General features: G+C 56.2%; 11 protein-coding genes. 2 read left to right on the top strand and 9 right to left on the bottom strand.

Annotated elements, in window-relative coordinates:
- Positions 1-50: 50 nt before the first annotated feature.
- The 5 genes from PJL69_RS13365 to PJL69_RS13345 all read right to left on the bottom strand — a co-directional run bounded on the left by PJL69_RS13365 (position 51) and on the right by PJL69_RS13345 (position 6,716).
- Positions 51-701, bottom strand: a complete 651-nt coding sequence (locus PJL69_RS13365; protein ID WP_271310104.1) for a DUF3726 domain-containing protein — start codon at positions 699-701, stop codon at positions 51-53.
- Positions 698-2,389, bottom strand: a complete 1,692-nt coding sequence (locus PJL69_RS13360; protein WP_271310103.1) for a hypothetical protein — start codon at positions 2,387-2,389, stop codon at positions 698-700. Before PJL69_RS13360 ends, PJL69_RS13365 begins: the two co-directional genes overlap by 4 nt.
- Positions 2,390-2,492: 103 nt before the next feature.
- A complete protein-coding gene (locus tag PJL69_RS13355; protein WP_271310102.1) occupies positions 2,493-4,037 on the bottom strand; it encodes a BCCT family transporter in 1,545 nt (514 codons plus the stop codon).
- Positions 4,038-4,114: 77 nt separating this feature from the next.
- A complete protein-coding gene (locus tag PJL69_RS13350) occupies positions 4,115-5,098 on the bottom strand; it encodes a membrane dipeptidase (protein WP_271310101.1) in 984 nt (327 codons plus the stop codon).
- Positions 5,099-5,267: 169 nt separating this feature from the next.
- Positions 5,268-6,716 (bottom strand): aldehyde dehydrogenase family protein, encoded by a 1,449-nt coding sequence (locus tag PJL69_RS13345; protein ID WP_271310100.1) that lies wholly within the window; start codon positions 6,714-6,716, stop codon positions 5,268-5,270.
- Here PJL69_RS13345 and PJL69_RS13340 point away from each other — a divergent pair.
- Both PJL69_RS13340 and PJL69_RS13335 read left to right on the top strand, forming a co-directional pair.
- On the top strand, positions 6,702-7,721 hold the full coding sequence (locus PJL69_RS13340; RefSeq protein WP_271310099.1) for a LysR family transcriptional regulator: 1,020 nt from the start codon (positions 6,702-6,704) through the stop codon (positions 7,719-7,721). The two genes, PJL69_RS13345 and PJL69_RS13340, sit on opposite strands and share 15 nt — an antisense overlap.
- Positions 7,718-8,725: a GlxA family transcriptional regulator gene (locus PJL69_RS13335; RefSeq protein WP_271310098.1), complete on the top strand. Its 1,008-nt coding sequence runs from the start codon at positions 7,718-7,720 to the stop codon at positions 8,723-8,725. The genes PJL69_RS13340 and PJL69_RS13335 overlap by 4 nt, the downstream gene beginning before the upstream one ends.
- Before the next feature lie 71 nt (positions 8,726-8,796).
- On the opposite strand, the gene PJL69_RS13330 is transcribed toward PJL69_RS13335, so the two are convergent.
- From PJL69_RS13330 to PJL69_RS13315, 4 genes are read right to left on the bottom strand one after another with little or no spacing between them, the layout of a single operon-like run.
- Positions 8,797-9,360 carry a sarcosine oxidase subunit gamma gene (locus PJL69_RS13330; RefSeq protein WP_271310097.1) on the bottom strand — a complete coding sequence of 188 codons (564 nt, stop codon included), beginning with the start codon at positions 9,358-9,360 and terminating at the stop codon, positions 8,797-8,799.
- The gene (locus PJL69_RS13325; RefSeq protein WP_271310096.1) at positions 9,353-12,307 is read right to left on the bottom strand and encodes a sarcosine oxidase subunit alpha family protein; all 2,955 of its coding nucleotides are present in this window, start codon (positions 12,305-12,307) and stop codon (positions 9,353-9,355) included. Before PJL69_RS13325 ends, PJL69_RS13330 begins: the two co-directional genes overlap by 8 nt.
- Positions 12,307-12,594, bottom strand: a complete 288-nt coding sequence (locus tag PJL69_RS13320; RefSeq protein WP_209100390.1) for a sarcosine oxidase subunit delta — start codon at positions 12,592-12,594, stop codon at positions 12,307-12,309. Before PJL69_RS13320 ends, PJL69_RS13325 begins: the two co-directional genes overlap by 1 nt.
- Entirely contained in the window at positions 12,588-13,073 is a 486-nt protein-coding gene (locus tag PJL69_RS13315; RefSeq protein ID WP_271310095.1) for a pyridoxamine 5'-phosphate oxidase family protein, read from the bottom strand. The genes PJL69_RS13320 and PJL69_RS13315 overlap by 7 nt, the downstream gene beginning before the upstream one ends.
- Positions 13,074-13,083: the final 10 nt, after the last annotated feature.

Below are 13,083 nucleotides of genomic sequence, written 5' to 3'. Positions count from 1 at the left end.
TTCCCAATCTTCTGATATGTGATGCGCCCATTGGCGCAAACCGCAGGGGTTTAGTCGTTATCACTCAGCCCGGCGCCAGCGCCGCGCAGACGGCTTTCTTCTGTCGCAGGGGCAAAAGTGCGGTGGGCAAATGCGCTCAATCTGTCCCAGTCGTTGTCTGGAACATCCGCGCGCAGCAATGGCTCCCGCCGGCCTTCCATTTCCGCAGGCGCGGAGAACACCAGCTTGGCAACATGGTCCGCGTTCAATGCTTCTGGGCTGGCCTGAACGCAAAGCTGACGTCCATCGGTCGCCAAACGCGCGCCATCCCATTCCGCGGCAACCGGCACCCCAAGACGCAACGCAGCCCCGCCCATGAACGGCACCGCAAGCAAGGGAATGCTGACATTTTCCATTACAATGGTGCCGCGATCCAAAAGGCGCACAGCGCTGTCGCTCAGGGACGCACCTGCAATCAAAGGGCTCATGCGGCGTGTCGGTGCATGCCAGATTTCCGCACTCAGCGACACTGGCGACACATCAATTGACGGAATGCGATCATTCATCTCCAGCAAGTCCGCCAACAACCCTGCCCCAGGGAAGCCAAAAGCCGAAAGCCACCGTGTGCCTTTTGCGGCTTCTTCCGATAGTCCCCAAGACAAGCCCGCGCCACGTGCTGCCCGTTTGCTCATGGCTTCAATTTCGTTCAGGGAGTGCCTCATGCGGTTGCCTTTTCAAGTTGCGGGAAAACCCAATAGTCCGCATTTTCATTGGACAATTCATGCGGAAGCGGCGCGTTGCCATACATACAAATGCGCACCCACCGGTCGGATCGCGGATCAAACTTAGTTGCCCCGAAGAACGACAGCTTGCAGCGCAACATGTCAATCGGCAGCACGTGATCGGAAATTGTGTTGTCTCTGATTTCTGCGTAGGGTGCGCGACCGACTATCTGAACGCGCCGCAGCACATGGCGATGTTCTGGGTGACGCAGAAGGAAGTCTGCAACCTGCGCATCCTCTGACCAATGCGCCAGCGCCTGATACAGTTGTGCCGCGTCCCGTCCGGGCGCCAATGGTTGCTCATATTCCTCAATAGGCTCTTCAAAGCGTTCGCCCAAGCGCGGCTCGAGCTTTTCTTCCGACACATACCACGCCCGTGCCTTGCTCGCGGGGGCCGTCCAGTCGGTTTCAATCGCCCAGCCATAGATCTCGTGCAGAAGCGCTCTGAGATCCCCGATTTTCATTGCGCCTGCGATACGGAATGTGGCGGTGTTATCGGCGGCCATGCCTTCGGCGAACTCATCCACCAAAGCGCCATAAGGCTCCAGTATCAGCGATGCGACCCATTCCTGACCCTCCAGCGAAAGGTGCTCTTCGGCCCATTCGTACAAAGTATTCCAAGGAGACGCGGCGTTCAAATCGGCGTCGGCCAGATAGCCATCAACCTTTTCAACATCCTCACGCAGAGCGGCGAGTTTCTCTATTTGGATTGGATGCTCAGAGACCCAAGTCTCTGCAATTTTCTTATTGCGCGCAAAGACATCCCGAAACAGCGCGATGTCTGCTGCGGTTGCGGATTGCACACCACGCACCACTTGAACTGCATTTTCGCGCGCCGCGATCCAATTGTTGAACAGAACCGGATGGTTCAGCAGAAACGGCGCCATTCCGAGCCCCGTTGAGTTCCCGATGCCCATTGAACGCGCAATATCAACATCCAGCGCAACAGCCTTGGTGCCATTCTCTTTCGCACGCACGTCCGCCATATGCTGCACCAAGTCCAGTACGAACCAGCGCGTCAGATAAACTGACAACATTTCGACCTGAAAAGGGGCACGAAACTCAGGGCGATCCGCGATCATTTCGCGATCTGCGGCCCCCAATTTGCCTGAACCATACACCGCCGTTGTCCGCATGAGGTATCCAACGGCGTCGATCTTTTCCACAGAAGGCTGATGCCCATTTGCGAGAGCATCGACAACATGTTCCCACAAGCGCACCGATCTGTTTGACCGCGACACAGACAGCTCCGTGTTAGTCACGCGCCCCGCTTCCTGCACCGGAATGTTGGCCGAAAGCCGCTCAATGTCTGAACCCGTCGGCACGCCATCAAAGAGGGTGTAGGTTGCATCCCATGCATCCGCAATCACCCGATCAGATCGCTTTTCAGGGGGGAGATCATGTGCAAACGCAATCAGTGAATATGATCTGTCAGGACCATGCGCGGTATAGACTGCATGGCCAACCCCATTATCGTTAATTTCAAAAGCTGTCTTCTCAAACCGCCAATTCTCGCGTGCCATGCGACGGGTTAGAACGCGCATAAAGGACAGTCGCGACTGGTGCATAGAACCAAGACGCGCAAGACGCATCACCACCTGTGGGGCACGTCGGGAAACCTCAGTCATTCGATATCCTCCTGATCTTTTGGCATCTGAGTGAAAGTGACAAGATGCCTGACAGTCTTTGAATGGGGAGTGTTGGGCGCGTTTTGCGCCCAACAAAGGCCGTTTACTCAGCTTTGCCTTTGGCAAGCGTGATGCGCAACGCATCCCACAGCGACGGCAGCAGCAGCAACGACACCGGCACAGCAGAGACCACAATAAAGCTCTGCAGCTTGGATACACCGCCCGATCCAACAGAGATCAAGATCACTGCCATCACGCCCATTGCAATCCCCCAGAATACGCGCAGCGCCGCAGGTGGATTGTTTTCATTGCTCATGGTGGCAGAAATCACAAAGCTCATCGAGTCCCCTGTGGTGGCCACAAAGATCGTGGTCAGGATGAGGAACAGGATAGAGATCACAAACCCCATCGGCAGGTTGTTGGTGATTGCCAAAAGTGCGGCCGGCAGATTGAACCCCTCAAATGCGGAGGAAATCGAACCTGTTGCTTCCAGCTCCATTGCGATGCCCGTGCCACCAATGATGGTGAACCAGAAGTTGGTCACGATGGGTGCAACGATGGAGAGCATAATGATGATCGAACGGATCGAACGGCCGCGGGACACACGTGCGATGAACATTGCCATCAGCGGGCCATAGCCCATGAACCAGCCCCAGAAGAACACAGTCCACCAGCCAAGCCAGCCTGGCTCACCAAAGACCCCAGCGTCGCCGCGATAGAGCGCCATCTGGAAAAAGTTCCCAACATAGGTGCCAAAACCTGAGAAGAACGAGCCGAAGATAAAGCCCGTTGGCCCAGCAATAAGCACAAACAGCAAAAGCGCAGCCGCCAGAAGAACATTGACCTTTGACAAGATCTGAATGCCCCGCGACAGGCCGGTCATGGCAGAAATCGTGTAAATTGCCACAAGGCCAGCGATCACAGTCGCCTGCAGCGCAAAGCCATCAGTCAGGCCAAAGAGATCTGCAAGACCGTAGCTGACCTGAAGCCCCAAGAAGCCAATCGGCCCTACGGTGCCTGCCACAACAGCGATGATCGAAGAGGCATCTGCAATCAACCCAATCGGGCCATTGATCGCCTTATCACCAAACACCGGATACAGCAGCGTGCGTGGCGCAAGGGGGAGGCCTTTTTCATAGTGATAATGCATGAGCATCACTGTGGTGAGGGACCCCAGAATGGCCCATGCAAGAAACCCCCAGTGCATGAAGCTTTGGGCAATCGCCGGATTAACCGCTGCTTCGGTTGCGCCCTCTGCCCTATAGAGGGGAGGGGAATACAGGAAGTGGGCGATTGGCTCACCTGCCGCCCAGAACACACCACCACCAGCAAGCAGTGTACACATGATCATTGAGCCCCACTGGAACGTGGTGAACTCAGGCGTGGTGATGCCGCCCATGATCGCACGCCCTCCGGGCAGAATGCAAAGCACCAGACCAATCAGGAACGTTGCCAGCAGCAGCACCTGCCAATACAGACCAAAATACGTTGCTGAAACGTTGAAACCCCAGTCAACAGCCGCAGACAGCGCCTGCAGATTTACGAGCGCAGCGATGCAAAAAATCGCGATAAACCCGCCGGAAATCAGAAACAGCGGCTTGTTGATCCGCCCCTCTTTTGCTCCGGTTTCCAAAGTTGCGTCAGACATGACCCCTCCGTTGGTCGGGCCGACACCACATCATAGGTCCCGGCCGTTATTATTGAGTGTTGTATTCTCGGCTGGCGTTAAGCGCGCGCTGTAAAGTTCTCCGCAAAGAAGCGGTGCCAATTGTTCCCCATGATCCCCGCAACTTCCTCGGCGTTGAGACCTGTGGCCCGCAGACCTTCTTCGATGTTGCCAAAGTGACGGTTGTCTTCAAACCAACTTGGCATCGGTGGGAAACCAGGCGCAGCGGCAGAGCCTTCGCCATAATCGATTTCTTTCGTCCAGCGGCCGACGCGCATCCACTCCACTATGCTGTCAGGCTGATCCTGGCAAAGGTCCGTGCCAATTCCCAGATGCTCTGCCCCATAGGTTTCAGCGGTGCGCGCAATCATCTCGCAGAAGCTTTCCAGCGTGCAGTTCGACTTACCTTTGAGATGATGCGGGTACACAGAGAACCCCAGCATCCCGCCGTTTTCGGTCACGGCGCGTATCACGCTGTCTCGCTTATTGCGCAGAGCAGGCGACCAATCGTAAGGATTGGCATGTGTGATCGCGATCGGACGCTCAGAGATTTCCGCCGCTTCAATCGTGGATCGATCTGCTGAATGGCTCATATCCACAACAAGACCGACGCGGTTCATCTCTTTGATGACCTGTTTGCCCATTCGGGTAATGCCCGGATCTTCGGCTTCGTAACACCCCGTCGCCAGAAGCGATTGGTTGTTATAGGTCAGTTGCATAAACCGCGCGCCGAGATCGTGCAGGATTTCGACCAACCCGATGTCATCTTCAATCGGGCTGGGGTTCTGGAAGCCAAAAAACACCGCAGTGCGACCGGTTTCACGAGCCTTGGAGATATCGCTGGCCCAGCGACCTTTCATAATCAAATCAGGGTATTGCTCGAACCAACGGTTCCATTTCTCAAAATTTAGAACCGTCTCACGAAAGTTCTCGTGATAAGAAATAGTCACATGGATGGCGTCGACTTGCCCTTCACGCAGCTGGCGAAAGATCTTCTCAGACCAATTGGCGTATTGCAGTCCGTCGATACGGAAATGGCTCATTATGATCTCTCCCCCCGCTCGGTGCATTCGGCTTTCAAAGCGATGCGGCAACCGTTTCTATGTGGTCAGCGCCCAAGCAGTGTTATCTGCGAAATTTCGTCTCGGATTCAGGGCGCATGCGCGCCTTGAGCGCTGCGCCCAAGCGGGCGCAGCTGCGTGCACACTCAGATCAAACAGGACCTGCGCTGATGTATGCGGTTTTAACGGTGGTGTAGAATTCAGCCGCCGCTTTGCCCTGTTCGCGTGGGCCGTAGGAGCTGTCGCCGCGGCCACCAAATGGTACGTGGTAGTCCGTGCCCGCGGTTGGCAGGTTCACGGTCACAACACCTGTGCGGGCGTTGCGACGGAAGTGCGTCGCGCGTGCCAGAGATTTGGTGACGATGCCAGATGTCAGACCAAAGTTGGTGTCATTGACGACCGACAGGGCCTCGTCATAGCTGCCGACTTTGATAACGCTGGTCAACGGAGCAAACATCTCTTCCTGGTTGATGCGCATGTCATTGGTGGTGTTCAGGAAAACACCTGGCGACATGTAGAAGCCCTGATGCGGCATCTCCAGACGCTGACCGCCACATGCCAGTTCCGCACCTTCGGATTTTCCCAAATCCACATAGGACAGGTTTTCAGCGAGCTGCTGTTCGCTGACGACCGGCCCCATCTGAGTACCTGCTTCCAACGCGTGGCCCACTTTCATCGCTTGAGTACCGGCCACAAGTTTTTCGACAAAAGCATCATGCACGGCAGCATGCACAACCAGACGCGAGGAGGCTGTACATTTCTGACCGGTGCCACCAAATGCGCCACCAAGAGCCAGCGTGACCGCGAGATCAAGATCCGCGTCATCCATCACCGCCAATGCGTTTTTGGAGCCCATTTCCATCTGAACTTTGGTCAAGTTCTGGATTGCAGCGGCGGCAATACCTTTGCCCACAGGCACAGAGCCCGTAAAGGAAATCGCATCCACCTTCGGGCTCTCCACCAGACGCTGACCGATCGACCGGCCGGAGCCCATAACGAGGCTGAACAATCCTTTGGGAATGTCCTGACGGTTGATGATTTCTGTTAGTGCCACGGCTGAGGCAGGTGTGATATTGGCGGGCTTCCACACAACGGCATTGCCATAGCAGAGCGCAGGGGCAATTTTCCAAGATGCCGTCGCAGTCGGGAAGTTCCATGGCGAGATGATCGCAACGGTACCCACCGCTTCGCGGCGTACGTCGATTTCAATGTCAGGGCGTACGGAGTCAGCATTCTCACCGATCTGGCGCAGGCACTCTGCGGCATAGTAGGTGAAGAACTGACCTGCGCGGAACACTTCGCCTTTGCCTTCGGCCAGAGGCTTGCCTTCTTCGCGGCTAAGCAATGTGCCCAGCTCTTCTGCGCGTGCCATAAGCTCGTTACCGATCGCATTCAGCACAGCCTGCTTGCGCTCCAACCCATAGGCTGCCCACTCCCGCTGCGCGATGCGCGCTTGTTCAAGGGTGGCCTCAAGCTGATCTGCGCTAGCCTGAGCAAACACGCCAACCAGATCGCTCAGATCAGACGGGTTGTGGTTTTCGATTTCGCCTTCGCCAGTCAGCCATTCGCCAGCGATCAGGTTCTTTTGGATGTCAGACATCGCCGAGTCACCTCATTAAGAAATTGTCACCTCGGGGTATGGACTCTTTTCAGCCAATCAATCAAACTAAAATTATTGAAGATAACTTCAACAAAACTGAAGCCCCTGATGACGCTCAAAATTGAAATGCTCCGCGGCTTTGTCGCTGTCGCTCGCAGCGGCAACCTCACCGACGCCGCACTCATCCTTAAGCGGACTCCCTCTGCGGTTTCCATGATGCTCAAACAGTTCGAAGCGCATCTTGGTGAGCCATTGTTTGAGACCGACCGAAAAAATAAACTTACGGCTCTGGGCGCGTTCGTGCTGGAGCAGTCAGAGCAACAGCTGCAGCACTTCGACAATACTGTCAGAGCCATAGAAAGCTTTGCGGATGCCAGCATAGGTCATGTGCGCATCGCAACTGTTCCCTCGGTCGCAGGAACGATCATGCCACGTGTTTTTTCCGGAAACATAAAGGCTTACGAAAGCGTCCGCATTGATTTGCGTGATATGGATTCAAAATCTGTGCTGCATGAGCTCACGCGTGGCCGTATCGATATTGGCATCGCCACGCTCAGCACCCATGACACCGGGCTGCACAGCCAACTTCTGATGACCGACTGGTTTGGCGTTATGCTGCCCCCTGAGCACCCCCTAGCTTTGACGCCAGACCCAATCGACTGGGACGCATTGGCGCAAGAGCATCTGATCGCCAATAGCTTGTCCGAAGGCATGCCTGGGGCCGAAGTTGAGGCGTTGCATTCAAGATCACGCTTCTCTGCACACAACCTTACATCAATCTTGGGGCTTGTACGCGCGGGCATTGGCATCACAATCCTGCCAGAAATGGCTGCCATCTCTGCAGGCCATACAGATTTGATTTTTCGCCCTATCGCGGATGAGAAAGCAAAGCGCCATATACATCTGCTCCGCCGTGCCGATTCGGCAATGAGCCCTGCAGCACAAAGGCTCGAAGCCGATATTTTGGAAACGGTCGACAGCCTCAAGAAGGAACAACAAAAATGAGCCCGCAACCCGAATGCACCACGCTGGGCATTTTGATCTTCCCAGGCTTTCCTATGGCTTGCCTCACGTCTTGTATCGAACCATTGCGTGCAGCCAATGAAATCTCCGGCCAAACCGCTTTTGATTGGCTAGTGATCTCCGAAAGCACAGCCCCTATTCAGTCATCCGCCGGAGTGACATTCGCACCCGATCTCGCTCTGTCAGAGGTAGAAAAATTAGATCACCTTCTGTTTGCCTCAAGCCCCAACAGCGCATTTGACGCCCCATCCAAAGCAAACGCTGCGCTTCAACGCCTGATCCGCAACAAAACCAGAATTGGCGCCATAAGCGGCGGCGTGTTCCCTCTGGCACGCACCAATCTGACTGGGGACACACCGCTGTCAGTGCATTGGTGTTATGAGGCTGCGTTCCAGTCAGAATTTCCACACATCCCAATCAATGGATCTGTGATCTGCAAAGAAGCCTCCATAACGACGATTTCGGGCGCCTCGGCCGTGTTTGACCACATGCTTGAGCTCATTGAGGAAAGACTGGGCGGCGACATCATGGCGGAGGTGGCCTGCTGGTTTCAGCACCCCTTCATCCGCAGCGAGAATGTAACTCAGAAAGTCCCTGCAATTTCAACACCGCAAAGCGAAGATCTGCTGCCCAGTCAAATTGCCAAAGCGATTGCGCATTTTGCTGAACACATTGAGAACCCGATCCAGATCAGCGAAGTCGCGGCCTCTGTGGGCCTTTCTGCGCGCTCACTGGAGCGTAGCTTCAAAAATGCGACAGGCCAGAGCCCCCTCGTTTACTACCGGCGCATGCGTATGAAGCAGGCGCGCCAACTCGTGCTTTACACCAATGTCTCGATTGCTGAAGTGGCGTATATGGTGGGCTACGCCACACCAGGCACCTTTATTCGCTACTATCGTGAAACCTATGGGGTGACACCTGTAAGTGACCGGCGCGCAAAGAACTCCATGCGCGTTGGCAGTGATGACGCTTTGCCATCAGGCTAAGTCGCTAGAGTTTAATCATGACGCATGGGCGCTTTCGGCAGAAAGCGCCCCATATGATAGTTTAGGCATCGCTACGCGATGGATTTGGCGACAGAGATCAACCCGTGATGCAAAGAGGCTGCGGAAGAACGCGGTCCAAACACGGCGACGTGTGATTCACTGAGACGCCACAAAAACACACCAACATGTTCAACAGTGGTGCGGCGCACAGAGCTCGGCCCCATTGTGCGGATCGGCGCATTACTGAGCCGCTCAAACAAATCCTCAAGCGTGTCACCAATCACGTCAAAACGGCACCAACCATCCGTTTGCTCCACAACAGATGCTGCATCACCCAACACGGTCTTGAGTTCAAAGGCCAGAAGTTCATGAGTGTCATGTGGCGCTGTGATCATCCACTGTTCGGGTGCAGACCAAAAGGCTGCTAGAGGTGCAGCGTCTGCCGAGCGCCCCACATCAGGCAATGACAGACCAAGTGTCTCTGCCAGAAGGTCACGCACCGCGGCCTCCTGTCCGGCGCGTGCTGCGACGGATGCAAGTGCGCTATCAACACCTTCCGAGATGGTCAGCGCACCAATCGTGTCGATACGCGGCGTGTCACTGCCCAGCGGAGTGATTGCTTTGAGTTTATGCACGAAGTTTCTCCCCTTCAGGGTCCACAAAATGGGCGCTGACGATCTCGACCAGGGTTTCCTGACCTTCCAGCGGGTTCACAAGCCGCAGCTTTTCACCTTTGCGATCAAAACCGCCCTTAACGAAAGCCAAGCCAATGGAGCTTTCAAGGATTGGCGAGTAGGCCGCAGAGGTGACGTAGCCCTGATCATGCGCTGCATCGACCGGCCCGGTCGCATTCATCAGATGCGCCCCTGCAGGTACCGGGTCGGCGGCGTTGACCGGTTTCACGCCAACCAGTGCCAGAGCGTCTTGGGTGTTCATCCCCTCGCGACGGCTGAGCACATTGCCGATGCAGTCTTTTTTGGTGCTGACCATGCGCCCAAGCCCGAGGTTCAGCGCGGTCGTGGTGCCATTGAGCTCATTGCCTGCTGCATGACCTTTTTCAATCCGCATAACGCCAAGCGCTTCGGTACCATACGGAACAACATCAAACTCCTCGCCCGCCTCCATCAGCGCACGCATCATGGCGTCGCCATAACGGGTCGGCACCGCGATTTCATAGGCCAGTTCGCCAGAGAACGAGATCCTGAACAGCCGCGCACGCAAACCACCACAAACGGTGATTTCGCCGCAAGCCATGAATGGAAAGGCTTCGTTGGAGATGTCAAATTCAGGGTCGACAATTTTCTGAAGCAGCTTTCGGCTGTTGGGCCCAGCGACCGCATATTGTGCCCAAGCCTCGGTGGTCGAGATCAGCTGAACATCCATCTCCGGGCACAGACACTGGCGCACGAATTCCATGTTGCGATAGGCCAGCACCGCATTCGCGGTGGTCGTTGTCACCACAAATTGATCCTCCGCCAGACGCGCCGCGGTGCCATCATCATAGGCCACGCCATCTTCGCGCAGCATCAGGCCATAGCGGGTCTTGCCCACTGCAAGCTTGGCAAACCCATTGGCGTAAATCTTGTTCAGGAAGGCGGCAGCGTCCGCGCCCTGCACATCAATCTTGCCCAATGTGGTCACATCACACACACCAACAGAATTGCGGGTCTGCAGCACCTCGCGGTCAACGGACTGACGCCAGTGGGTTTCGCCCTTGCGCGGGAACCACTGCGCCCGCAGCCAGTTGCCAACTTCGACAAACACGGCCCCTTGCTCTTCTGCCCATTTGTGGCTCGGTGTCAGGCGGGTGGGATGGAAATCCTTGCCCACGGCACGGCCCCCAAAGGCCCCCATCGCAACCGGTGTGTAAGGCGGGCGAAAAATCGTGGTACCTGTCTCTGGGATCGACTTGCCGGTCAGTTCCGCCATCACTGCCAAAGCGCCGACGTTGGATGTTTTACCCTGGTCTGTGGCCATACCCAGCGTGGTATAGCGCTTCAGATGCTCCACCGCGGTGAAGTTTTCCTGATGGGCCAACTTCACATCCTTGACTGTCACGTCATTCTGATAATCCAACCAAGCGCGTTTTGCGCCTTTGACATGCCAGAATGGTGTGATCGCAACCGGAGCGTCCGCTGCAGCTGGCAGATCGGCGGCGGTTGCTGTGATCCCCAGATCTGAAAGCGCAGCCACGGAAGCAGCTGCTCCACCTTGCAGCGCAGCCTCTGTTGTAAACTCGCCTTTTGCAGCGCCTGCTACGATCTGGCCAACTGGCAGACCCTCTCCCGGCACAAAAGCGTGAATATCGTTATTCCAGACCGGGCGGCCACGCTGATGGCAGGTCAGGCCCAGGTTTGGGTTCCAGCCGCCTGACATGGCCACCGCGCCACAAGAGATGTCGCGGGTCTGACCGTTGGCGGTGCGCACGCGTACCGAGGTCAGCCCCAGACGGCCAGAGCTGTCCACGATTTCCGCTCCTTTGAGCACTTCTGTGCCAGCCACATCGGGCGCATCCGGGCGGGTGTCAACGATCGCAGGCACCGCAACACCGCGTGCCATAAGATCACGCGCGGTCTGATGTGCGTCATCATTGTTCGCAAAGACCACCACAGACTGTGCCGGTGTCGCCGCCCAGCGGTTGGCATAGGCTCGTACAGCGCCCGCCAGCATCACGCCGGGACGGTCGTTGTTTTCAAAGGCAATCGGGCGTTCAATCGCCCCTGTCGCGATGACGGCGCGTTTGGAATAGATCCGCCACAACGTCTGGCGCGGCTTATCCGCTGCCGGGGCGATCAGATGATCGGCATTGCGCTCTACAGCGCCATAAATGCCGTGGTCATAGGCGCCAAAAACGGTGGTGCGCGGCATCACCCGCACATTGCCCATCGACGCAAGCTCTGCCAGCGTCTGCGCCACCCAGGCCTCGCCTGCCATCTCAGATAGAGCGTCAGTTTCCGTGATCAGCCGACCGCCCATACGGAAATCTTCGTCTGCCACAATAACCTGCGCGCCTGCGCGTCCGGCAGTCAGCGCCGCTCCCAGCCCGGCAGGACCTGCGCCGATGATCAGTAAATCGCAATGCAGAAAACCTTTGTCGTAATGATCCGGATCATCTTCGCCGGTCAGGCTGCCAAGACCCGCCGCCTTGCGGATAATCGGCTCATAGAGCTTTTCCCAGAAAGCCTTCGGCCACATGAAGGTTTTGTAGTAAAATCCTGCGGTCAGGAAATTTGAGAAGCGATCGTTGATCGCCATGAAATCACGCTCAAGCGAGGGCCAGCGGTTTTGTGAATTCGCGCTGAAGCCATCATAAAGCTCGGCCACAGTCGCACGCGTGTTTGGCTCTTGACGGCCGCCGCTGCGCAGCTCAACCAATGCATTTGGCTCTTCGCTGCCTGCTGTCAGCGGCCCGCGGGGACGGTGATATTTAAATGACCGCCCCATCAGGCGCACGCCGTTGGCAAGCAAAGCGGAGGCAAGCGTATCGCCTTTAAACCCCTGATAGGTTTTGCCGTCAAATGTGAAATTCAGGGCGGCATCACGATTGATCAGCCCACCACTCAGACGATTGTTTTGCGCCATTAGTCTGCCTTCCCTGCCGCTTTGGCCACATCACGTGCCAATTCGACTTTCAGAATTTCATGGGTGAGCGTGTTGCGTGTCACAACCAGCCAGGACCGGTCGCCCTGTTCGTGAAACCACAGCTCGCGGTGTTCACCCGCAGGGTTGTCGCGCAGGTACAGATAGTCATGAAACGCCTGCGCCGCATTTTCCGCCTGCCAATCAGGACGATTGATCAGTGAGGCATCGCCAAGATAGGTAAATTCCTGTGCATCGCGCAGGCCCAACAATGGGTGATCGATCAGCATTCGGCGTCCTCCGATCCTTTGTGGATGATGTTGATATCCCGGACGCGCTGCATCCATTTGGCGCGTAAGTCTTCGCTGGTTACGCCAATATCATAGGCCGGCGTGGCGAGCGGTTTGCAGGCGGTCACATTGATGACGACAAAGCCAGAAAACTCGGGCTCAAGCTCAGGCCAGCGCGTGGTGTAAGGTGGCCGCAACGAAGGGTAGCGGGCGTCTTCGCGAGCGACAAAGCTTGCCTCCCCTTGGATGAGCACCCCCCGGCGGGTCAAAATGTCGATGAAATTGACCTCTAGCTGAGGACGCACCTTGATGTTGGCCAAAGTGTCTGGCGAACGGATCTCGGCGAAACTGATCGTGATGTCATCATGGATGACAAATGATCCCTTGGGCGAAACGTTTGGATTGCCCTCAGTATCGGCAGTGGCCACAAAGCCAAGATGCCAATTTTCGATCAGGTCGCGGGCGAACTTGTTGATCATGGCCGTATCC

The organism is Shimia sp. MMG029 (genome assembly GCF_027947445.1).
Classification (GTDB): domain Bacteria; phylum Pseudomonadota; class Alphaproteobacteria; order Rhodobacterales; family Rhodobacteraceae; genus Shimia.
The sequence above is the reverse complement of the archived record's forward strand: the minus strand, read 5'-3'. Positions and strand labels throughout refer to the sequence as shown.